Below are 23,607 nucleotides of genomic sequence, written 5' to 3'. Positions count from 1 at the left end.
GTTTGAAGCCGGTGGATCAACGCAGGGGCGACAAAATCGAAGGCGGGTCCTTCATCAACGCCCTAATTTGACCATGAAATTTCAGTGAGAACACACGTCAGTACTTCGTAATTTTGAAGAAGGCAGCGATACCCAATGGCAGTTCGAATCCGAATGAAACGACTGGGGCGAACCCACCGCCCGTATTACCGCATCTGCATCATGGACTCTCGCCAGAAGCGGAACGGTCAGGCGATTGAAGAGGTCGGTCATTACGATCCGATGGTCCGTGACAAATCGGCCCGTGTGACGCTGGACATGGAGCGCATCGACCACTGGATGTCGCGGGGAGCATTGCCGACCGAAAAAGTCGCCGTGCTTATCAAGAAGGTCCGCACCAACAAATTCGGTAGCGTGAAGACGCCTCCGCCGCTGACACCGCAGAAGGAGCCGGAGAAGCCGGCCGAAGAAGCGGCAGAGTCGGGCGAAGGCGAGACGGCGGAAGCAACCGCGGAAGGGGAAAGCGAAGGCGGCGAGAGCTGAGTGCAGTTCGAGCTGCTTTCGAACTGGAGATGGGAGTTTGGATATAGAAACGGTCCGGGCCAACTAGCCCCGAAGTTTGAAGCCGGTTCTGCCTGCGAATCTTCAATCTCCGATCCCTGACCTCCTCAACCGACATGCGATTCGACGTCTGCACGCTCTTCCCCGAAATGTTCGAGAGTTATCTCGGGCAGAGCATTTTGAAGCGGGCGATTGATCGCGAACTGGTCTCAGTTCATCGCTGGGACTTCCGAGATTACACCGACGACAAGCACAATAAGGTCGACGATCGGCCTTTCGGCGGCGGGCCGGGGATGCTGATCCGCTGCCAGCCCGTCTTCGACTGTGTCGAGGCGGTCAGGCAGGTTGACGATGAAAACGACGAGCCGGACGAGTTAATCTCACTGACACCGCAGGGAGAACGACTTGACCAGCAATTGGCCGCCGAACTGGCGACCCGGAAACGGGTCATCCTGCTTTGCGGTCGATACGAAGGATTTGATGAGCGGATTCGATTGGGTTTGAAGCCGCGAGAAGTTTCCATCGGTGATTTCGTCCTCAACGGGGGCGAAGTCGCGGCGATGGTGGTGATCGACAGCGTCGTCCGGCTTTTGCCGGGCGTGTTGGGAGACGAAACGAGTAGTAAGTACGATTCCTTTTCCGAGTCGGGTTTGCTCGAATACCCGCAGTACACGCGACCACGCGAGTACCGCGGCATGACGGTGCCCGAGGTCCTCATCGGGGGAAACCACGAAGAGGTTGCCCGCTGGCGGGCAGAACAGAGCCTGCAACGGACGAAGGAACGGCGAGCGGATTTGATTCAACAGCAATCGCAAGACGACGCAGGCTGAAGGTGGGAGCTTGAAGACAGAGATTAGCGATTTGAAGAACGCTATCTCCGATCTTTGATGCTCGATCTTCGGCGGACAAATTGATTAGAGTTACGACATTACAGAAAAGCCGGTCGATAGTACCGACGCCGGAAAGGCCAATCATGCAACATCCACTTCTCGACGCAGCCGAGCAGCCGAGCCTGCGGGAAAAGAAGCTCAACTTCGCCGTCGGCGACACGGTCGACGTGCATTGCCGAATTCTCGAAGGCAACAAAGAGCGAATTCAAATCTTCAACGGCACGATCATCGCCCGCCGCGGCAGTGGAACCCGCGAGAGTTTCACGGTCCGTCGCGTTGTTTCCGGCGAAGGTGTCGAGCGGACCTTTCCGGTTCACAGCCCGAAGATCGCCGAATTGGTGATTAAACGGCACGGCCATGTCCGACGAGCCAAGCTGTTCTATCTGCGAGATCGAATCGGCAAAGCGGTCCGGCTGCGTGAGCGTCAGCCGAAGCCTTGGGAAGCTGAAGCCGCTGAAGCAACCGCCCACAAGAAGACGGTGAAGCGGGCCGGTAAAAAACCGAAGAAGAAGAAAAAAGCAGAATCGGCCGGCTGATCGTGTTGCGAATGCGAGTAGCGCAGTCTCGCCTGGGGCCTCGGCCCCGGCGGGCTGAATCGCTTATCGCTCGCGCGAACGGCTAAGCGTCGGCCAGTTGCGGACCGGAACGTCGGCCGTCGCTTTAGCCCAATTGGATTTCGTGAATCTGCTTTGAATAAAGGCGAACGATGGGACTGCTCGGGCGACTTCTCGGCCGACCTCCGTCGCCCGACGAATTCGCGAAAGCGGTCTGTCGACGGTTTCGCCAAGCCGGGGCCGAACTCGATCCGGCGTACGATCGCGAGCAGTTTTCGATTGTGGTCGAGCAACCTGACCACGTCGTCAATCTGGCCAACTTCTACGCCGAGCATCGGACGCTCGATCGCTCGGCTCGCAAAGAGCATATCGACACGATTGTGCGGGCGATTCTATCTGCTCGGCTCGAACCACCCGAGGAATGGGAAGACGCCAAGCCCGATATCCGCCCCAAGGTATGGTCGCGGGCCGGACTCGATCTGCCCCGGCTCAAGAGCCGACTCAAGGGCGGCCCCGGCGATGTCGGCGGCCCGCTGATGCCGCTCGGCGAGCACCTTTATCTCGGGCTCGTCTACGACCTACCGCGTGCGATGCAGTCGATCCCCGACGAACGGTTGGAGTCGTGGGGGATCACAATTTACGAAGCATTGGAAGCGGCGAAGCATGAGTTGGAGCAGATTCCCTTCGCGCTGATGGGCACGGGCGAAGGTTTCTACATCTTCAACACCGGTGACCACTACGACTCGTCCCGGTTGATCCTCGTCGAACAGTTCGAGCGACTTGATTTGAAGGGCCGACCGGTGGTGCTGGTCGGAAATCGCGACAGCCTGTTTCTCACCGGCTCCGAAGATTCCGAGGGCTTGCGGCTATTGGTTGAACTTGGCGAGACGGCACTGACGGAAGAACCGCGGCCTCTGAGTCCCTTCCCCCTCATCTTTGAAGACGGACATTGGGAAGATTGGGATTTCCCCGTTGGGCATCCCTCTTACTCGCGCTTGAGGGAGCTTCAAACCGGCTATCTCGCGAGCACCTACAATGATCAGCTTCCTTTGCTACAAGAGCTTTACGAGCAACGCGGCGAAGATGTCTTTTTCGCCAACTACATCGCGCTCAAAGCGAAGGAAAGCGGAGAGTCGATTGAACTCGCGCTCTGGTCCAAGGGGGTCGACTCCATCCTTCCGCAAGCAGAATATCTGCTGCTCAAAGACAAAGCAGATGCACCGCCGCTCGCGGCGGCTCGGTTTGATTCCGTTCGAGCCGAAGTGGGCAACCTCATGGAGCTGGTCGAAGACCTGTATCCGCCGCGATACCGGGTGCGTGACTTCCCGGACGAGGCCCAGTTAAAACAGTTGGGCGTTGACTCGCGGCTGGCGGGATTTTGAGCGTCCCGATCTGAGCGTTTAGCAAGAGAACGACGATGCTTCGCGGGTTGGTCAATCGTGTGTTCGGCAACCGTGGCGAACGGGCTGCGGCTCGATTCCTGAAGGCTCGTGGACTGCGAATTATCGCCCGCCAGTATCGCAGCCAACTCGGCGAAGTTGACCTGATTGCGGACGATCACGGAACGATCGCGTTCGTGGAAGTGAAGGCCCGACGATCCTGGGACAAGGGGCATCCGGCCGAAGCGGTGACAGCGGCCAAACGTCGGCAACTCACGCGGATCGCGATCTCGTACCTCAAGCAGCGGAACTGGCTCGACCGCCCCTCCCGATTCGACGTGATTTCCGTGACTTGGCCCGAAGGCGCGAAACGACCGCAGATCGATTACTATCCCAACGCGTTCGAGCCCACGGGCATCGACGGCATGTATTCCTAAGGAGGCGAGTGCTTAACGGCTAGTGGCTAGAGTAAAGGCTGCCACGGTTTTGGTCGTTCCGCTTGCCTCTGGCCCCTAGCCCCTAGCCTTATTCATCCATGGAAGCCGGTATTGTCGGACTGCCGAATGTCGGGAAGTCGACGCTATTTAATGCGCTGACTGCCGCAGGCATTCCCAGCGAGAATTATCCATTCTGCACAATCGAGCCGAACGTCGGAGTGGTCGCCGTTCCCGATCAGCGGCTCGGCGAGATTCAAGCGCACATTCCGACCGAAAAGGTCGTGCCCGCGATTTTGCGACTCGTTGATATCGCGGGGCTGGTCAAAGGCGCTTCGGAAGGAGAAGGCCTCGGGAATAAATTCCTATCGCACATTCGCGAAGTCGACGCGATTCTGCATGTGGTCCGGTGCTTCGAAGGCGAGATCACCCACGTCGACGGTTCGGTCGACCCGATTCGCGACATCGAAACGATCGAGACCGAACTCATCCTCGCCGACCTGCAGGCGGTCGGTTCTGCCAAAGATAAGGCCGCGCGATTGACCCGCAGTGGCGACAAAGACGCCAAAGCGAAAGTCGCCTTCCTGGAGAAAATCGAAGCCCATCTGGACGAAGGCAAACCGGCGCGGCAGATGGAATTTGCCGACCCCGAGGACCGGAAAACACTGAAGAGCCTGCAACTCATCACAGCGAAGAAGGTGCTGTACGTCGCCAATGTCGGTGAAGACGATCTGACCGGCGAAAGCGAACTGGTCGAGCGCGTCCGTCAGCGTGCCGCCGAGGAGGGAGGCGAGGTGGTCCCCGTGTGCGGTCAACTCGAAGCCGAACTGGCTGAACTCGATGAGGCCGATCGGGCCGAGATGCTCGAGAGTGTCGGGTTGGAGGAACCGGCGCTGGCCGTACTCGCGCGCGGGACCTATCGCACACTCGGCCTGCAGAGTTACTTCACGGCCGGACCGAAGGAAATTCGGGCTTGGACGGTTCCCATCGGGGCGACCGCTCCGGAAGCGGCGGGCGTCATTCACACCGACTTTCAGCGCGGCTTCATCCGCGTCGAAGTCTACTCCGTCGACGATCTCGAAGAACTGAAATCGGAAAAAGCGATCCGCGAGGCCGGACGGATGCGGGTCGAGGGCAAGAGCTATTCGATGCGAGACGGGGACGTCTGCCACTTCCTATTCAACGTCTGATGCGTTCGACCGAGTTGATTTCGTCGCCGGCGATGACGCGTTGTGGCGGACCGGGTTGGGCTAATGCAAATACCCCGTAAGTAGAGCGGTTTCCGGCGGCGATTCGTAAGAATTTGCAGGCGTTGTGCGTCCTAAAGCCGCCACAGATAGCAGGAATCTGCTCTATACAAACGTGTCGATGTCTGAGAATTCCACAACTTTGCAACGCGTAGCTCGGCGCAACCCGATACATCAACACATGATAAGGCGTCGGCCCTGTGATATCTCTCGTTGTCGGGAAATTGGGCAGTCTCTATACTGCTGTTGTTCGCGCTATTTTCGATTGGGTGAGGCCCGTGACCGATCGGCCGCGGTTATTGGTTTTCGGAAAAAACGGCACAGCGTCCTCTGACGCACTCGCGGGGTTCGGCGATCATTACGAGGTCGTCCACCCGTCGACGTTCGAGGACGGTCTGGCGATGCTCCGCTTGGAGCCATTCGCGGGAATATTTCTCACCGGTGACGATGCCTCCAGCCCCGGCTCGCTGCTTCACGCCGGCGGGATGCTGGAGCAACTCCCCGACGGTTTTGTGCTGCTCAATCAAGACCTGCAGATCCTCTGGTCGAATTCGCAGTTTCAGCGGCTCAGCGGGACGGCCGGCGACGGGTACGGTAAGGCGTTCTACGACTGCTTCGGCAATCCGGAGTTGATCGGGCCCGATTTCTGTCCGTTTCACACCGCCCTTGCCACCGGCGAACCCGCCAAAAGCACATTGCGAGTCGGCGAGAAAACATACTTCGAGGTACACGCTCGACCGATCCTCGACGACGGAGATAATCCGGGCAATCTCGCCGCGGTGGTTCACGACGTCTCCGATGAAGTGCTGCAGCGTCAGAAATTGCACGCAATCCATCAGGCCGGCTTCGACCTTGGTGATCTGGCTCCTGCCGACCTTGTCGACATGTCGGTCGACGATCGAATCGAACTGCTCAAAGCCCGCATTCTGCATTACACGCAAGACTTGCTCGAATTCGAGACGGCCGAGATTCGCCTGCTCGACCCGAAGTCACGTCGGCTCGACCCGCTGCTGAGCGTGGGCATGCGTCCCGAAGCCGAGTCGCGGCGACTCTTTGCCGATCCGACCGGAAATGGTGTCACGGGATTCGTCGCGGCAACCGGGAAGAGCTATTTGTGTGAAGACACCGAGGAGGACCCGCTCTATCTCCCTGGGGCAGAAGGTGCCCGGAGTTCACTGACGGTTCCTCTCACACTGCATGATGAAATTCTGGGCGTCTTTAACGTCGAAAGTCCCCACACTCATGCTTTCGATGAGAACGATCTTCAGTTTCTCGAGTTGTTCACCCGCGAAGTCGCAGTCGCTTTGAACACGCTTGAATTGCTTGTCGCCGAGAAGGTTTCAACTGCGACCGAAAGCACCGAGCTGATTATGCGAGAGGTCGCCGGACCGGTCGACGAAATCCTCAATGATGCGGCATGGATTCTCGAGCGTTACATCGGCCATGAACCGACGGTCTGCGAGCGATTGACCCGGGTCCTGAAGCACACCCGCGACATCAAACAGTTGATACAAAAAGTCGGCGCGACGATGCAGCCGAAAGATGCGGTCAAGAGCCTTCCGAGTCGTCCGGAGCGACCGCTATTGCGCGAGAAACGAATTTTGGTCGTCGACAGCGACGAATCAGTTCGCCAAGCCGCACATACGCTGCTCGGGCGGTTCGGTTGCGACGTCGAAACCGCGCATGACGGAGAAGAAGCGCTTCTCATGACGCGCAGCTTCCATTATGACGCTGTAATCGTCGACATTCGGCTGCCGGACATGAACGGCTACGAGTGTTTCGTCCGGCTCCGCGAAATTAACGAAGATGCACAAGTCATCCTGATGACCGGCTTCGGCTACGACCCGGCCCACTGCATCGTGAAAGCGCGGCAGGCCGGGCTCAGTTCGGTTTTGTATAAGCCATTCCGCCTCGACCAATTGCTCGAAGAGGTCGAAAAAGCGGTTGATCCGAGCAAACAGCCGGCAGTCGGTCGCGATTAATTGGCATCGCGACCGCTCTCACCGGCTTTGCGAACGATTCCGTCTCGGCACTTCGTTAATTAAGTGCTTACGAACGCAAGCGGATTCACGGCTGGCTTAATTCTGCTTCCGCCAGACGAGCCACTGATTGACGTCGCTGTATTTAATGAACAGCTTCTCGCCTTGAAGCTGCATCTGATGTCGCATCGCGTCTTGACCGTCGGCGTCGATAACGATGTATCGACCATCGACCGTAATTGTCCCGCGTTCACGGGTGACTTCGTCGTTTCCGTTCACGTCGGTCGAATAAAACTCCGTCAGATAATTTCCCTGACCGTCGATGGCGGTAACGGCTTTGACCAAGACTCCGTTGACCCGCTGATTGAGCGACCATGCCCCTTTCAGTGGATGATTTCCGCCGACCGGCTTACGGGCGACCCGCTGATTACCCGCGGGTGCGTCAGAGGCGGCAACGTACTGCTCGCCGTTTAAATTGGCGGCCTTCCGGAAGGCGACCTGTGCGCGGTCGCTGTGCCCGAGCGACTGCATGACCTCGCCCAAAGCCTGATGCGCGTCGGCATCTTCAGAATCCAACTCGACCGATTTCAGCAGCATCGAAGCGGCCGACTCCATCTTATCGAGTGCCTGGAAACAACGGCCGGCAATATAGAACGCGTAGGCGCTCTCGCCGTCGATTTTCACCGACTTGTCGAGCGCGGTCAGGGCCGCATCGTACTTCTTGAGTCGATAGAAGCTGTCGGCAAGATTCTGGAAGTAAATCGCATTTTGATCATCAAGCTTTGTTGCCCGGAAGAAAGATTCCGCTGCCTCGGAATATCGCTCGGCCTGAAAGAGGCTGATGCCGAGTTCGTTATGAAAATCGTCATCAAGAGGTGCCCGCTTCACCGCGATCTGTAGGTCGGCGATCGACTTGGTCAGATCTCCGAGTTCGCGGTGAGCCAAGCCTCGATTGACATAGAATTGCCCGTCGGTCGGGTCGAGCTTAATCGCCCGTGAGAAGTCGGCCAAGGCGAGGTTGTAATCGTTCTTATAATACTCGACGCCGCGCGAGTTATAGAGAAAGCCCGCGGTGGGCTCGTTTCGAATCGCGCTGGTATAAGAATCGATCGCCTTATCCGTTTCGCCGCGCAGACCGTAAATGTCTCCAAGCCCTTGGTGAGCCAGCGGCACCGTGGGGTTTAACTTCAGCGAATCCAGAAAGTCCTGTTCGGCGCTATCGAGATCGTTTTGTTGCAGAAATGCCCACCCGCGTTCGGCCAGAGCGTCGACCCGCTGCGGATCTTGGCCGAGAACATCGGCGAACAATTCCAAGCCTTTTTGAATGCGCCCCTGCTCGACGTGGCGGGCCCCGGCCGTAACCATGGCATCGGCATCTGCGGGATCAACCAGCGGCAGCACGAGGTCGAGGTATTCGCGCACGGCGCGGGCGGCGATGAACAGGCTGGTCCCACGGGCCTTGGTGCGAAAGCCCTCGGCTACGGCGACGACCTGTCCCTGCTCGTCGACAACGGCCGCGCCGCTGTTTCCCTGATTGATCGGAATGTCCGACTCCATCACGTGCGTGATCGATCCGTTTGCCAAGGGTCCTCGCGAAACCTGCCGCACACTGCCTTCGCCGAACACCCACATCCCGTGGCTGCCGCTAGGCCGCCCCGCAACTGTGAAAACTTCTTCACCCGGCCAGATCGGCCGCTTGGCCACGGTCAGATCGACGAAGTCACTGGGGATCGACTTGGCCTGCAGCAGCGCGAGGTCGTAGTCGCCGTCTTCGTCAAGTACTTCCGCCGGCACGCTCTCGTACATCATGTACTTCTCAGGGTCGGCCACGAGATAGCCGTCCTCGTACTTCGGGAAGAACAGCATCGCTTTTGCGACGTCAGCGACGACGTGCTCATTGGTCACGAACAGTTTTCGCTCCCGATCGACGAGCCAGGCGGTACCGGTTCCGGCATAGCCCTCTTCGTTCTGTTTGGTGTAGACCATCGCCGATGACTTCAGCAGATGCCTGTAGACCTCAGCCGGTTTCATCGCCTTCGGCTGCGGTTTGACGAGGCCGCCGAGATTGCCGGCGGGACGCTCCGGCATCGGTGATCTGGGAATCGCCTCCGTCTCAGTGACGCGGCCATCTTCGGGAATGGCGACCGGCCCCTGGGCCAGCGCTTGTGAGCAAATCAACTGGCAAGCGAGAATCGCGGCAAGCGATGAATAGATGCGGCTGTTCAAAGCGGAAGGACGAAGCATGAATGGCCTCGGGATACGAGGGTGACGCGAGCGACACCGCATGCGTCCATGCTTCCGACGCCGCCGCTCCTGCCGGGCGGAAAACGTCGTATCGGTGCCGTTGACTTGGACCGCGAGCGCAGCCAATTCAGCATACCCCCGCATGGAGCCGGTCGCACTATTTTTTCAGGTGGACGTTCGAAGGTTGTCCAAAATGGAATCCGGTTCCGAAAACCGGCGAAGGTATGCGGCTTACTCATCTTTTTGTGAAGTTGGCTGAGTCGATCTTCAGAAGAAGTCGATCGGCTGCGGGCTGTCCTGCCGAGAACTGCGGCTAGGGCGAGACGGAATTCTAAGAAAATCACGGATTGCAACATTCCGAAGTGAACCAATTGCCGCCCCGGCGGTTTCTACTGTACGATTGAAGTCGAGTTCTGATTTGGCGATTTCAGCCGCCTGTAGCCTTAAGGGAGTCCGGCATGGGGACGAACAGCACGCGCGTCATCGCGACCGCCCGGCGACGAATCGCCGTGGCCCGGTTCGGTCGGCTGTATGTCAATGCGTTACTCGGCTGCTTCGGCATTGCCCTGTGCTGCATTCCTTTATTGTGGTGGTACCCCAAGCAGACCGAGGCCATTCTCATCGGCGCGTTGATTGCCCCGCCGATCGTTGCGGCGATGATCGCGGGCCTGTTCTTTCGACGGCCGACCGCCCCGGACGGGGCTCGGGTGGTCGATCGGGCAGCCGGGACAAAAGACCTGTTCCTATCTCTGACCGAGCTCGAACGAGCGAACGCCGGCTTCGGCCCGCTCGTTGTCGCCTCGGCGGAACAGGCCTCGGCCAATGCGAACGTCGTGAAGGCATTGCCGTTTGATCCGCGGCGAGGCTTGGTGAAAGGGGTCACCGCCGCCTTGATCGTGGTCGGCGCGACACTGCTCGCCCCGATGTGGGATCCGTTCGGCAAGATCACGCAGGCGAAAGCTGCTGAGGAAAAGAAAGAAGAACTGGCCCAGCGGCGGGAGGCACAGACGTCGCGGCTCGAAGAGCTCAAACGCGAAGCACCCGAGGCGGAAAACTCCCAGCAGATCGAACGGCTGACGAAGGAGCTGTCGAACTTCTTCCGCAAGACAGACCCCACGCAGGTCAAGAAGAACGCCCGGCAACTCGCGATGCAGCAGAAAAAATTCAGCGACGAGTGGCGGGCTCGGGCCGAGAAAAAACTGGCCGAGAAGATGCGCCGGGAGCAGGGGACCCAGAAGATCGGTCGCGGCCAACAGGACGAGATGCTGCGAAAAATGTCGGACGAATTGAAGAAGGGCAAAACGGAGTCGCTGCAGAAAGAGCTCTCTGAAATGAAGAAAGAGCTCGAGCGATTGACCCGCGACAAAGACTCGATGGACCCGGTCGAGAAAGAGCAGACGCTGCAGAAACTGCGTCGGCGGATGGAACGGATGGAGCAGCTCGCTCGTGAGTCGGGAGCGCAGCAGGTAGCAGACATGATGAAAAAGGCATCCGAGCAACTTTCCGCGCAAGCCGAGCAGGGCATGAATTCCGAGGAACTAGCCGCCCTCGCCGAGGAGATGGAACTTTCGGGGATGGAATTCGAATCGCTCGCGCAGTCGATCCGCGATTTGGAGTCGCTGGAGGAATCGCTGAAAGCGATGCAGATGGCGAAGAAACTCAACAGTGCTGAAAAACTCGACGGCGGCAGTTGTGAAGGCTGCTCGTCAATGGCCGACTATGCGAAACGTTACGCTGAAATGCTCGCCAAAATGGGAAAGGGTAACGGCAATGGCGGCGACGGTGACGGCATGGGCGGACGCGGTCAGGGCAGAGGTGGTATCGCGGCTGAAGACGATTCCGTCGAAACCGACTACACGCCGGAGAACTCAAAGTCGGCGCTCCTCGCCGGCAAATTACTCCTTTCCCTCAAAACAAAGGGGGAGGGTCGGGAGAACGCAGCCGTCGTCAATTACGATGAGCAAATCGAAGCCGTGCGCGACGGTGTCAGCGAAGCGATCCTGAAAGAACAAGTTCCGCCCGGATATCACGATGATATCCGCAAATATTTCGATACGCTGTCGGTTCCGACCGGAGCGAACACGGACGTAGGCTACGAATGAGCCAACGCTACGCGGCGCTGATTTCAGTTACCGCCGTTGCGGGATTGGCGGTCATCGGGTTTTCGGGCGGCTGCACTCACAAGGCACAAAATCGCCTCGTGGTGTATTGCTCGCACGATGCGCTGTATTCGCAGCAAGTTCTCGACCGCTTCGAAGCGGAAACCGGCATTCATGTCGACGTGAAGTTCGACACCGAAGCGAACAAGTCCGTCGGATTCGTGGCGCTGATCCGATCTGAACGAGACCAACCACGCTGCGATGTATTCTGGAACAATCAGGTTCTTGGCACAGTCGCGCTGGCCGAAGAGGGTTTGTTTCACGCCTACAAGGGACCGGGATTCGAGAGGATTCCGGGACGTTATCGCGATCCCGACGGCCACTGGGCCGGATTTGCGGCGCGGCTTCGGGTTTACATTGTAAACACCGATCTGATGACCGCGTCGACGGAAGCAATCGACGAGCGGCTCGCAGCCGATCCGACCGACTTCGTACTCGCCAAGCCGATGTTCGGCACGACGCTGACACATTTCAGCGTGTTGCACGACGTTTGGGGGCCGGACCAATTGCGTCAGTGGTACGAGGATTTGTCTCGCCGCGGCGCGCAAGTCGTCGCCGGGAATTCGACGACTAAGAATCTCGTCGCTGAAGGCAAGTCAGCCTTTGGATGGACCGACACGGACGACTATTTCCTCGCTGTCGATGCGGGAAAGCCGGTGTCATTCGTTCCTGTTGAAATCGAAGCTGACGGGAACAGGCGACGTACGATTGCGATCCCCAATAGCGTTGCCATCGTCAAAGGTTCCTCCAACCTTCCGGCCGCCAAACGATTGGTCGACTTTCTCCTCTCCGAACAGGTGGAACTCGAATTATCGAGATCGAGAGCCCGTCAGGTTCCACTTGGATCGGTTGATGAAACGCAATTGTCGGCGGAGGTCCTCGAGTTGATGCCGCTGGTGAAGCGGGGGATCGCATTGAGCGGACTGGCGGAAAATCGCGAGGCCGTACTGTCTTGGCTGAGTTCCGAATAGTCGTTCGCGGTCAGAGAGGAAGAGCTGTTGTCTCTGGCTGTGGCGACATTGTGGACCCTGCTGCGAGCACTCGCGATCACGCCGATCGCGACAGCCGCGGCCGCGCTGTTTGAGCCGGTTCTCACGCGTTCGAACCCGACCGTTCGACGGATCGCGTGGGGACTGATCACCGGAATCATTCTCATCCCTGATTGGCTCATCGCGTACGGTTACGCCAACTTCGGGCTCTCGCTGTTGACGAGGCCGCTGTGGAATGAAGTCCTCGGCGGGGCTTTGATCGCAATCAAAGCCTCGGCACTTGCGGCAGCCGTGCTCGCAGTATCGCCGGCGTCCGGCATCAGCGCGGCCGGCGTTCACGTGGCGTCGCTTTCCAAGGGGTCCGCCCGATTCGGCATTCGGTCGATGATGGAGCATCTCGGCATCGTCATTCGCGGGCCGGTGGGACGGTTGCTTGCTCCCGGGGCGATCGCGTTTATCTGGACATTTCAGCAATACGATATTCCCTCGCTGATGGGTCTGGTGAGTTGGAGTGTGACGCTTTTCGAGCAGTGGTCGCTAAGAGGGCCGACCGTCTCCGTGTGGAGTTTGATGACTGCGCCCGTGCTGGTCGAATTTGCGATTCTGCTGCCACTCATGTTTTGGCTCGCGCAAATTTCTTCCGCACGAGACGATTTCGCCGACGCGATAGCAGGCGACAGCAAGTTCCAAGGTTCACGGCACCGCCCGATCCTCGCGTGGAGCCTGCTCGGCATCGGCGTGATCGCGATGGCTATTCCTGTCGCGCTCACGATCATCGAATCGACCGCGGCCCTGCCCGCAGCGATCAAAGATTCGTCGCTCTACACCCGGTTCATCGTCGATATTTTTGAGACTCTGGCCCTGAGCCTCATCGCGGCGGTCGTCGCTTTCGCAATCGTGCAATTGCTGAACTTCGCTCCCCGCGGATGGGGGCGTGTTGCGAGCGTGACTTCGTTGTCGGCTCTGTGCGGCGTGGCGTTAATGGGTTCTCTATCGCTGTCGATCGTGTTGGCGGAGTTATTTCGCAGCAGCGCCTTGAGGGGGTTCTATGACACGATCGTTCCGCTCGTTGTCGCGTGGGCCGTCTGGTTGCTCCCGCGGGCCGTGCTCTTGCAACTGGTGATCAACGCGACGGCGCGACGATCCTCGATCCGAGAGGCGTCACTCGCGCTTGCGGCGCCCGATCGGAGCGTGCGGGCACGAGCACGCCGACTCTTGTGGGAGTTGCGAAGCCGACCGAAATTCATGGTGATCGGCCTACTCGCATGGTGGGCTTACAGCGACGTGAATGCGGCGGCGGTCCTCGCACCGGTTTCGGTCGTTTCCCCCGCGGTGCGGCTGTATAACTTTATGCACTACGGCCACAATGCGTCGTTGTCGCTAAGGGCCGCACTGTGCGTTGCGATTCCACTGCTGATCTACTTTTTGGTCGATTTCCTGACTCCGCGACTTCTCGCTCGGCTGCGTCGATGACTGGTGACCTGTGGCATCTCGACCACGTCTCGCTGCCGGTACGAACGTCCGCGCGGTTGAAAGATGTCACGCTCGACATTCCCGCGGGCCGGACGGCGATCATCGGCGCGTCAGGATCGGGCAAGACGTCACTGCTCAACCTCCTCGTCGGATTCGAACGGCCTCAACAGGGGCGGGTCGAACGGCTTGACGCGTCGTTCGAAAAATCACGTCTTCCCATCGCCTGGGTGCCGCCCGATGACGGACTGTGGCCGCACATGACCGTCCGACAGCACTTGGAATTGGGGCTCACCGAACAATCGAACGCGTCGAGCGAGATCGACCATTTCCTCGAACTGTTCGATTTAAACGCGCTCGCCGAGCGTCAAGCCGACCAACTCTCGCGTGGTGAACGATCCCGTGTCGCCCTCGCCCGCGCTCTTTCGTGGCGGCCTTCTGTTCTCATCGCCGACGAGCCACTTTCGCACGTCGATCCCGCTCGATGCGAGGGCTACTGGGAGCGATTCGACATGAAGCTCCGGGAAGATCAGACATCGCTCGTCATGGCGACACATGAACCAGAACGGGTTCTTGCGCATTGCGACCGGGCCATCGGGCTCGACTCGGGACGGGTCGTTTATGACGGCACCGTCGAAGATCTTTATCACGACCCACCCGATCGAGACAGCGGTTGGCTGCTCGGCCCGATCAATTGGATTAGCCACCAACAGGCCAGAAAGTTTTTGGGCAGTCATGATACCCGCCCAGGGCATGGTGTTCGCCCCGCGATGCTGGATGTTGCGGCCGACGGCGAGTCGCCGATCGAGGTCATCTCGACACGGTCGCACGGCGTCATCACCCGATCGCAAATGAAACACAGTGGATCGGGTGAGGTCGCCGACTTCTATCACCGTCCGCCGCGAGAACAGCTCCGCCCGGGGATGAAGATCGCATTGCGTTTTCTGACCGGATTGCTATTGGCCATCAGTTGCCTCGGGTGTGACAGTGAGACGATTCGACAGATCCCGATCTCTGAAGAGCGATCCTTCGTTTTGCCGCCGAGCGGATCGCTCATTCCGGCCCCGCGGGCGGTCGCAATCGGCCCGAACGACGAGCGGTTCGTGCTCGACAATGCGGGCCGAGTGCTTGTCTTCGACTCGGAGAGGGAATTGATCCGGCAGTGGGAAATGCCCGATTCCGAAGCGGGTAATCCGGAAGGACTCTGCCTCCTTGATGACGGCCGGATCATCGTTACGGATACGCACTATTACCGGCTCGTTTATTTTTCGCCGGAAGGCGAGGTACTTAAGACGGTCGGATCTCGCGGCGAGGAACCGGGGCAGTTCATCTTCCCCGTCGCCATTGAGCGAGACGACACCGGGCACCTGTATGTCGGCGAATACGGCGGTAACGACCGCATTCAAAAGCTGACGCTCGAAGGTGATTTCGTGTTGGAGTTCGGAACACCGGGCACCGAGGCGGGTGAATTCCAACGACCGAGCGGATTGGTGTGGCGCGACGATCGGCTATACGTCGCGGACGCGTTCAATAGCCGGATTCAGATTTTCTCCGGCGACGGCAAGTACGTCGGTACGCTCGGGGATGAATCGGCGGCCGAATTGGGTTACCCGTATGAGTTGAAGATGGGGCCTGAAGGTGATTTCTATGTCGTGGAATATGCCGCGGGACGGGTTTCGCGTCTCGACCCGAACGGCGTTCGAACCGGAGCGTTCGGCTCGGCCGGGCGCGGCAAAGGCCAATTCGCCACGCCGTGGGGTCTTGCGGTCGACTCGAAGGGCACGATCGTCGTGGCCGATACCGGAAACCGACGCATCGTGGAGCTGATCCGTTGAGCCGGGGTCTGACCAATCAACAATCCAACGGACCGATCAAAGCGATCCGGTCACTGCTTTCGTGGGTGTTTCCCGCTCCGCGACGTGCGGTCGGCTGGACCGACGTGTTGCCGCTCGCTCTGTTTCTGGCTGCGTTCTACGGAACACTCGGGTACCTCTTTGCGACCGACCGGATCGATTTCGCTTGGCCGAGGCGGCTGCTCTATCTCGCCCCGATCTTTCCCTGGATCTGGTGGCTCTCCGTCGCCGGCGGTTCCGGCGCGACGAAGACACGCGCGGCGGTCGCGCTATTGTTGCGGCTGACGGTCGCGGGACTGTTAATTACCGCGATCGCGGAACCCCGCGCCGTGCGGCTCCGCGACGACCTCGCCGTGATGTACGCGCTCGACGTCAGTGGGTCGATCGACCCCGGCACCTTGGAAGCGGGCCGAAAGTTCTTCGCAGACACCGTCTATCAAAAGCCGTCCGACGATCAGGCCGGGATGATCGTGTTCGGACGCAACGCCGCCGTGGAACTGCCGCCGCGAACGGTATTACCGGGCGAGTTGCCGCAAGTCGGATCGCTGATTGAAAGCGGCGGAACCGACCTCGCATCGTCGCTTTCACTGTCGGCTGCGATGATTCCTGCCGATCAGCCAGGGCGGATTGTGCTGATGAGCGACGGGGCGCAAACGCAGGGCGACCTCGACTCGGTCATCGCACAACTGAATTCCCGCGGCATCGAAGTCGATGTTCTCCCTATCGAATACGCTTATGAAAACGAGGTCTGGCTGGAGCGGCTGGAATTACCGCGTTATGTCAAACGCGGCGAGACCTACGACGCAGCCGTTGTGCTGTCGTCGCTCAAGGCGGGTTCCGGAACGCTCGTCGTGCGAGAAAACGGCGAAAAGCTGGCCGAAATTCCCGTCGAATTTGAAGCGGGCAAGAACCGAATCACGCTTCCGATTTCACTGCGTGAGCCGGGCTACTACGAATACGAAGCGGTCATCGTTCCGCCCGAGGGCGAGGATCGGGTTGAGCACAACAACAAGGTGGTCAACGCGCTCAGGCTTCAAGGCGAAGGGGTCGTCGCAATTGTGACCGACCCGGATGGCGATGCCCGCGACTGGAAGGAACTCGTCGCCGCGATCCGCGAAGGACGCCGCGGCGTGAAATTAATTTCCGCCTACGACCTGCCGGACGATCCGCTGGCGATGCTGCCTTACGACCTCTTAATATTTGCCAACGTCGGCGCCGACGCATTCGACGCCCGGCAGCTCCAGGCGGTCCATGACAGTGTCCGCGATCTGGGGATGGGATTCTTAATGCTGGGCGGGCCGAACAGCTTCGGACCGGGCGGTTATCACAATACGCTCGTCGAAGCCGCGCTGCCGGTTTCAATGGACGTCACCAATCGCAAAGTGCTTCCCAAGGGCGCGCTCGCCATCATCTTGCATACCTGCGAATTCCCGGAGGGCAACACCTACGCGAAACGAATCACCAAAGAAGCGATTCGCGTCCTCAGCGACAAGGACGAAGTCGGCGTGCTTGTCTACGACTATCAGGGCGGGGAAAAGTGGCTGTTCGAATTAACTCCCGCGGGGGAACTGCCGCGGCTTGCCAAATTGATTAATAACGCCCAAATCGGCGACATGCCAAGCTTCGACACAACAATGCGGCTCGGCCTGCAGGGTTTAAAGAAGAGCGACGCGGCGACAAAGCACATGATTATCATTTCGGACGCCGACCCATCCATCCCCGCCCCGAAATTAATGCAAGATTTCGTCGCTGAGAAGATCAGCATCTCGACCGTCGCAGTTTTCCCACACACTCCTAATGATACGGGTTCGCTGCAGGACATCGCTTCATTGACCAAAGGGAACTTCTACTATCCCAAGAACGCCAATCGCCTGCCTTCAATCTTCATCAAGGAAGCGAAGACATTAGAGCGGAGCATGATCGAGAATGAGACGGTCACGCCGCAGATTGAAGACGGCTTGCATCCGGTCCTGAAGGGTATTTCCGATCCGCCGCCGATCCACGGGTATGTACTCTCCAGCCAGAAGGGGTTCCCCGCTCGACTCTTAATGCGCGCCCCGAACAAAGACGCCGAAGACGTCGGCGAACTTGATCCGCTGCTGAGCGTCTGGCAATACGGGATCGGTCGCTCCGGGGCGTTTGCGTCTGATCTGTCGTCCAACTGGGGACGCGATTGGTTGACGTGGGACCGCTTTCAGCCCTTTGTGGAACAGGTCGTCACGCACCTGTCACGAACGCAGACCGACACGCAACTGCGGCTGTCCGCCGATTCGGAGGGGAATGAAGCAATCTTCGTCATTGAGGATTATCACCCGAGCGGCGATCCGATTTCGGTCACGGCACTGGTTCGGGGACCGAATGACAAGGCCGAATCGATCGAATTACGACAGGTCGGACCGCGACGCTATGAAGCGAGAATGCCGCTGTGGGGGGAAGGCCGCTATCAGGTGATGGCGATCGGCCAAGGGACCGGCAAGCGGACCGACCGCGTCGCCGGGGGGTTGATCGTGCCTTACTCTCCGGAATTTACCCGCTTCCGCTCCAACCCGATTGTGCTGTCCGACATCGCCGAGCGCACCGGGGGAAGCGTATTAACGCCTGAAGCGACCTCCGAACAGATTTATCCCGCCGAGCGAGCGACGCGAAAGTCGACCCGGCCGATCTTCGACTGGTTGCTTCTGGCGGTCGCGATTCTGCTCCCGCTCGATGTCGCGGTCCGGCGGGTGCAACTCGATTGGATGACCGTCAAAGGCTGGTTCGGGATGGACCGCCGCAAGTCGGGAACCGCGACAATGGACCGCCTGCTCGACCGCAAACGTGGTCAGAAACCGACGACCACACCACCGACGCGCGAGGGCAAGCCGCTGTCCCAAAAGCAGTCACCGCCATCGCAACGGCCGCGCATGCCACAGTCGACGAATAAGCCCCCACCGCAGCCGAAGCCCGGCGAATCGAACGAAGACGGCTCGACGATGAGTCGCCTTCTCGAAGCGAAGCGACGGCGTCAGCAGGGCGGCGATGCCGACCAATCCGAATAAGATTTACATTTCAGACCTACATCCGAGAGCTTCTCCGAGGGATAACCAGATGAGTGACGGCGACTTCGCCCCTACTGAGACCGCTTCGACCGACACCTCCGCCCTGGCGAACGAGGCGGAAGCGTTTCGCGGCACATTTTCCAAAGTCCGAGACGAGGTCGCTCGCGTGATGGTCGGTCAAGCCGACGTCATCGACGGCGTGCTCGTGGCCCTGTTCTGCGGCGGCAACGTGCTACTGGAGGGTGTGCCGGGACTCGGTAAAACGGAACTCGTCAAGGCGCTCTCACGCGTGCTCGACCTTGAGTTCCGCCGCGTGCAGTTTACGCCCGACTTGATGCCGGCTGACATCATCGGCACGACGGTCATGGCGGCCGACGACCACGGGCGATATCAACTCGAATTTAAACCTGGCCCGATCTTCACACAGCTATTACTTGCCGATGAAATCAACCGGGCCTCACCGAAGACGCAGTCGGCCCTGCTTGAGACGATGCAGGAAGGCTCCGTAACGACCGGCGGAACGGTTCACATTCTCGAGCAGCCGTTCTTCGTGATGGCGACCCAGAACCCGCTGGAGCAGGAGGGAACCTACCCCCTACCCGAAGCCCAACTCGACCGATTCCTATTTAAAGTCAACGTCCCGTTCCCAAACCGGCACGAATTGAATGACATCGTCACCCGCACGATTCTTAAAGAGCCGATCAATCTCGACAAAATACTCGACGGCCACAAGATCGTCGAATTAAGAAAGACGCTCGACAAAATGGTCGTGACGGAATCAGTCCGAGACTTTGCCGTCCGACTTGTGATGTCGACGCATCCCGACACACCCGATGCCGCTGATGAAGTCAAACAATATGTCCGCTGGGGTGCGAGCCCGCGTGCCGCGCAGGGATTAATCAAGGCGGCCCGAGTGCGCGCCCTGGCCGATGGACGTGTTCACGTTGCCGTGGACGACATCCGCCACTTCGCCGTTCCCGTGCTGCAGCACCGCGTGTTGCTGAACTATGATGGCCAAGCAGAAGAAGTCTCGGTGGCGAAGCTGGTTCAGGACGCATCGAAGGCGTTGAGCGCGGAGCCCACGTATGCGGTGTGAGCGTCTACACAAGCCCGCAGCGCCAGCAAGGGATTCGCTCGCCAATGGCACCCTGCTGGCAACGCCCCTCGCTTGCGCGTCGGGCTTGTGTGGCCCCGTAAACCGCAAGCCTTAGAGAAATCAATTCCACCTGAGAATCAAAACACTATCAACCACCAATTCTGATTCTTACGTTACGCGGATTAATTTTGAGAACCTCGCCTTCAACCGAGACCGATACAACGGAGATCGTAGTGGAATTTGAAATGACAATCGACGACCATCTCGCGTTTAATAACTATTTTCGCTCCGCCAGCCGACGACATCGACGCGTTCGCTTGATTGGTATCATGATCGCTGGAACATTGCTGATGCTAACCGCAACCTACCTGCTAAATTCAGTAATCTTCGATTGGCATTTCAGCGCCGAGGAACGTCTTTACGCGGTCACTATTTTCGCCGCATTCCTCCTTACGGCATTTGTCTTCGCTCAGTTCTTTTCGCCGTGGGCCAATTATCGAGCAAGAGCAGTGTTCAAGAAGGCGGCGAAGGGGCCGAACGGCGATGCCGTCGTTGGACCGGCTGTCATTCGACTGACCGATACACAGATCGCCTTCTCGATGGGAGGACTATCCCGAGCTTGCAATTGGGACCGCCTTGCCGCGGTCGTCGATGACAAAGATCATGTTTATGCCTGCACCGTACTCACGCCGACGAGAGCTTTGGCCACGGTCATCCCGAGACGCATCGCCTATGGTGACAATGAGACACTCATCGGCGAGGTAACTCGGCGTGCCGCAGCGCACGATGTTCCGTTTAGAAGCCGCGACGACGTGATACGATAAAACCGGAATAATTGAGTCCCTCGCTTGCGCGTCGGGCTAGTGTAACTTCCTCAGCCCTCGACTCTCGACCCTGGACTCTCGACTCTTAATGCCCGCATCGACCGCACAACTTAGCTCTCTCCTTACCAACGCGACGTTGACGCGATTGGAGCGGTTGCGGCTTGCGCCGCGGAAGCGGTTGACGAATCACAGTCGGGGCGAACATCTCGCGGGGCGGGGCGGGGCGAGTACGGAGTTCGAGGACTACCGCGATTACGTCGCCGGCGACGATATGCGGCGGGTCGACTGGAACATCTTCTCCCGGCTCAATCGACCTTACGTGAAGCTGTATCGACATGAAGAAGAAATGCACGTTGTTGTGATTGTCGACGGGTCGACCTCGATGAGCTTCGAGGGAAAATTTCAATTGGCCAGGCAGCTTGCGGCCTCCTTCGGCGTGATGACGCTGCTCGGCGGGGAGCGGCTGAGCATTTACGGCTGTCAGGCGGCTGACAAAGCCCCGAAGGTGCTGCCGCAATGCGCCGGGCGGGTCAGCATGCGGCGGATGCTCTCTTTCGTCGAGGGTCTCGACGCGGGAGGCAACGCGATGATCGATCGGGCCGTTGAAACGGTGCTGAGGAATCACTCCGGCCGGGGAATGGCGATTTTGTTGTCCGATTTTTTAACTTGGGGTGAACTGGGGCGGCCGCTCAACCGTTTGTTCGGGGCGGGGCTTGAAGTCTGTGCGATTCAGATTCTCGGCCCGAATGAACGGAACCCTCAAGTCGACGGAGACGTCCGATTGATCGACTCCGAAACTGGTTCGACACTCGACGTCACCTCGGCCGAAGACCTCGTCGGTATGTATCACGAACATCTCGCCGCGATGAATGAACGCGTCGCCGCCCTATGCACGAAGCGGAACGGTCGCTTCTTGCCGGTCAGTTCCGATGAGCCGATCGAAACGCTGATGTTCGACACGCTGCGTCGGCGGGGGTGGCTGCGATGAGCAGTTTTAATTTCCTCGCCCCGATTGCCGGACTGCTGGCCCTACTGGCCATTCCGGTGATTATCTTCTATTTCCTTAAACTGCGGCGACCCCGGGCGCTGGTCCCCTCGCTCGTCTTGTGGCAGCAGGTGCTCAACGACCAGCGGGTCAACTCGCCGTTTCAAAAGTTTAAGCAAAACCTGCTGCTGCTTTTGCAACTCTTAATTCTGGCGGCGATCTGCTTGGCCGCGATGCAGCCGGTCCTCAGTGCGGCGGCGCGGGGAGATGAAGCGATTCCGCTGATCATCGATTGCTCAGCCAGTATGGCGGCGCTCGATGAATCGGGCGGCGAGACACGGCTTGACATCGCCAAGCGTCGGGCCCGCGCCGTCATTGATGGGCTGCTGCCGGGGCAGGTCGTCTCATTGATCGCCGGCGACCGGACCGCGCGGCAACTGACGCCTTTCACCAGTGACCAACGCATGCTGAGATCGGCTTTGGAAGACCTCAAAGTCACGCCGGTCGAGAGCGACCCGACCGATGCCCTTCGCATGGCGGTCGGCCTGTCGCGGACGGCCGGTTCGGGCGGCGTGAAGAAAGCCGTCTTTATTACCGACGGAAATCTGCCGGAAGAAGTCAGCGTCGACCTGCCGTTCGATCTGGTCATCCAGAAGGTCGAGCCGGGCGGTCGAAACTTGGGACTCACATCATTCAATGCTCGGCCGGTCGGAGAGTCGGCGTGGGAGGTTTTCGTCGAAGCCTCCGTCGGCGGGGCCGACCGGGCGTCGGGCACAATTGTCGTTAAGAACGGCGAGGAATTGCTCGTCGAAGAAGACGTCGTTCCCGAAGCGGAAACCCCGGCTCAAATCACGTTTCGGGTCGCGACATCAGAAGCCGTCGAACTGGCCGCGACGGTCGTTCCTTCCGGATTCGATTCGATTGAAATCGATAACAAAGCTTGGATCGCGCTGCCCAAGCCGAAGCCGCTCGACGTGTACTGTCCGACGGAGTTGGAGAGTTTTCGACAGGCCCTTGCCGTTTCAAAAGGCATCCGGCTGTTTCCCGGTGACGGCGTCGTGCCGGAGGAATTCGACCTTCTGGTTTCAAATGACGCTGCGGACGAAGACTCCGACGCCCGCGTTCGCGTTTTCATTGATGTTCTGCCGGACGATCTCCGGTCGATCGTCGCCAAGTCGGACGACCTGGTCTCGCCTGTCGACTGGCTGCGTGGCGACCCGCTGCTGACCTACGTGACGCTCGAAGACGTGCAAATTAGTAATGCATGGGAGGCAATCGAAGGTGTAGCCGACGCCGACTTCGAAGCGCTCGGGTACGAGCCGATCGTCTCCGGCCGGCGCGGCCCGCTGATCGTGAAGCGACGCGAGAATTTTGGACCGACCTATCGCTTCCTGTTCGACATCAATCAGTCGACGCTGCCATATCGGCTCGGGTTTCCGATTATGGCGAGCAATCTCGTCACAATGGCCCGCGTCGAAGCGAAACTGAATGAGGCCCGCGGGAACTCAACCGGCCTTTTGCCGACGATGACCGTGCCCCCCGGCGAGCGCGTGGCCGTGACCCGACCGGACGGCAAGACGGAGTCGGCCGTGGCCGATGCGGCCGGATCGGTCTCCGGATTGGGAGCGCCGCTTGTAGGCCTCTATCGCATCGATACCCCGGCAGGGGCACGTTCGATCGGCGTGGCGCTATTGTCCGCTCGCGAGACCGGACTTGACTCAACCGACAATCTTCGATTCCGTGAGATCGATGTTGAAGTCGGCGATGCGGGCGTGGGTGCGGAATTGCCGCTGTGGCCTTACTTTGCAGTCGGGGCGTTGGTGTTCATTCTATTCGAATGGTGGTATTTCCACCGCAGGCCCGCGGCAACGTAGTTCGTCGCTAAATCGCTTTGCCAAAAATTGCTGACCGTGCGACTGGTATCAA

General features: G+C 59.2%; 17 protein-coding genes. 16 read left to right on the top strand and 1 reads right to left on the bottom strand.

Going from position 1 to position 23,607, the window contains the following annotated elements; genetic code table 11:
- Positions 1 to 135: 135 nt before the first annotated feature.
- The 7 genes from rpsP (at position 136) to Pan189_RS08325 (ending at position 7,026) form a co-directional block, all read left to right on the top strand.
- Positions 136 to 522 carry a 30S ribosomal protein S16 gene (rpsP, locus tag Pan189_RS08355; protein WP_145363475.1) on the top strand — a complete coding sequence of 129 codons (387 nt, stop codon included), beginning with the start codon at positions 136 to 138 and terminating at the stop codon, positions 520 to 522.
- Positions 523 to 656: 134 nt separating this feature from the next.
- Entirely contained in the window at positions 657 to 1,370 is a 714-nt protein-coding gene (trmD, locus tag Pan189_RS08350) for a tRNA (guanosine(37)-N1)-methyltransferase TrmD (RefSeq protein WP_145363474.1), read from the top strand.
- Between the two features lie 143 nt (positions 1,371 to 1,513).
- Positions 1,514 to 1,966: a 50S ribosomal protein L19 gene (gene rplS, locus Pan189_RS08345; RefSeq protein WP_145363473.1), complete on the top strand. Its 453-nt coding sequence runs from the start codon at positions 1,514 to 1,516 to the stop codon at positions 1,964 to 1,966.
- 170 nt (positions 1,967 to 2,136) lie between these two features.
- Positions 2,137 to 3,366 (top strand): DUF1444 domain-containing protein, encoded by a 1,230-nt coding sequence (locus tag Pan189_RS08340; RefSeq protein WP_145363472.1) that lies wholly within the window; start codon positions 2,137 to 2,139, stop codon positions 3,364 to 3,366.
- A gap of 35 nt (positions 3,367 to 3,401) precedes the next feature.
- Positions 3,402 to 3,800: a YraN family protein gene (locus Pan189_RS08335; RefSeq protein WP_145363471.1), complete on the top strand. Its 399-nt coding sequence runs from the start codon at positions 3,402 to 3,404 to the stop codon at positions 3,798 to 3,800.
- Positions 3,801 to 3,898: 98 nt separating this feature from the next.
- Positions 3,899 to 4,987, top strand: coding sequence for a redox-regulated ATPase YchF (gene ychF / locus Pan189_RS08330; RefSeq protein WP_145363470.1), 1,089 nt, complete (start codon positions 3,899 to 3,901; stop codon positions 4,985 to 4,987).
- 335 nt (positions 4,988 to 5,322) lie between these two features.
- Positions 5,323 to 7,026, top strand: coding sequence for a hybrid sensor histidine kinase/response regulator (locus tag Pan189_RS08325; RefSeq protein ID WP_310821250.1), 1,704 nt, complete (start codon positions 5,323 to 5,325; stop codon positions 7,024 to 7,026).
- Positions 7,027 to 7,122: 96 nt separating this feature from the next.
- On the opposite strand, the gene Pan189_RS08320 is transcribed toward Pan189_RS08325, so the two are convergent.
- Complete coding sequence (locus Pan189_RS08320) at positions 7,123 to 9,267, bottom strand: serine protease (protein WP_310821249.1); 2,145 nt, start codon at positions 9,265 to 9,267, stop codon at positions 7,123 to 7,125.
- A gap of 458 nt (positions 9,268 to 9,725) precedes the next feature.
- Between Pan189_RS08320 and Pan189_RS08315 the strand changes: the two genes are divergently transcribed.
- From Pan189_RS08315 to Pan189_RS08275, 9 genes are all read left to right on the top strand, one after another.
- Positions 9,726 to 11,369: a hypothetical protein gene (locus Pan189_RS08315; protein WP_145363468.1), complete on the top strand. Its 1,644-nt coding sequence runs from the start codon at positions 9,726 to 9,728 to the stop codon at positions 11,367 to 11,369.
- A complete protein-coding gene (locus Pan189_RS08310) occupies positions 11,366 to 12,397 on the top strand; it encodes an extracellular solute-binding protein (protein ID WP_145363467.1) in 1,032 nt (343 codons plus the stop codon). The genes Pan189_RS08315 and Pan189_RS08310 overlap by 4 nt, the downstream gene beginning before the upstream one ends.
- A gap of 27 nt (positions 12,398 to 12,424) precedes the next feature.
- Positions 12,425 to 13,888: a hypothetical protein gene (locus Pan189_RS08305; protein ID WP_145363466.1), complete on the top strand. Its 1,464-nt coding sequence runs from the start codon at positions 12,425 to 12,427 to the stop codon at positions 13,886 to 13,888.
- Positions 13,885 to 15,720, top strand: a complete 1,836-nt coding sequence (locus Pan189_RS08300; RefSeq protein ID WP_145366134.1) for an ATP-binding cassette domain-containing protein — start codon at positions 13,885 to 13,887, stop codon at positions 15,718 to 15,720. Before Pan189_RS08305 ends, Pan189_RS08300 begins: the two co-directional genes overlap by 4 nt.
- Positions 15,717 to 18,776: a VWA domain-containing protein gene (locus tag Pan189_RS08295; RefSeq protein WP_310821248.1), complete on the top strand. Its 3,060-nt coding sequence runs from the start codon at positions 15,717 to 15,719 to the stop codon at positions 18,774 to 18,776. The genes Pan189_RS08300 and Pan189_RS08295 overlap by 4 nt, the downstream gene beginning before the upstream one ends.
- Positions 18,777 to 18,825: 49 nt before the next feature.
- Positions 18,826 to 19,872, top strand: a complete 1,047-nt coding sequence (locus tag Pan189_RS08290) for an AAA family ATPase (protein WP_145363465.1) — start codon at positions 18,826 to 18,828, stop codon at positions 19,870 to 19,872.
- Between the two features lie 245 nt (positions 19,873 to 20,117).
- The gene (locus Pan189_RS08285) at positions 20,118 to 20,696 is read left to right on the top strand and encodes a hypothetical protein (RefSeq protein ID WP_145363464.1); all 579 of its coding nucleotides are present in this window, start codon (positions 20,118 to 20,120) and stop codon (positions 20,694 to 20,696) included.
- Between the two features lie 88 nt (positions 20,697 to 20,784).
- The gene (locus Pan189_RS08280; protein WP_145363463.1) at positions 20,785 to 21,684 is read left to right on the top strand and encodes a DUF58 domain-containing protein; all 900 of its coding nucleotides are present in this window, start codon (positions 20,785 to 20,787) and stop codon (positions 21,682 to 21,684) included.
- Entirely contained in the window at positions 21,681 to 23,555 is a 1,875-nt protein-coding gene (locus tag Pan189_RS08275; RefSeq protein WP_145363462.1) for a vWA domain-containing protein, read from the top strand. Before Pan189_RS08280 ends, Pan189_RS08275 begins: the two co-directional genes overlap by 4 nt.
- The last annotated feature ends 52 nt before the right edge of the window (positions 23,556 to 23,607 follow it).

Origin of the sequence: Stratiformator vulcanicus (assembly GCF_007744515.1) — a bacterium.
In the GTDB taxonomy this organism is placed as follows: Bacteria; Planctomycetota; Planctomycetia; order Planctomycetales; family Planctomycetaceae; genus Stratiformator; species Stratiformator vulcanicus.
The sequence above is the reverse complement of the archived record's forward strand: the minus strand, read 5'-3'. Positions and strand labels throughout refer to the sequence as shown.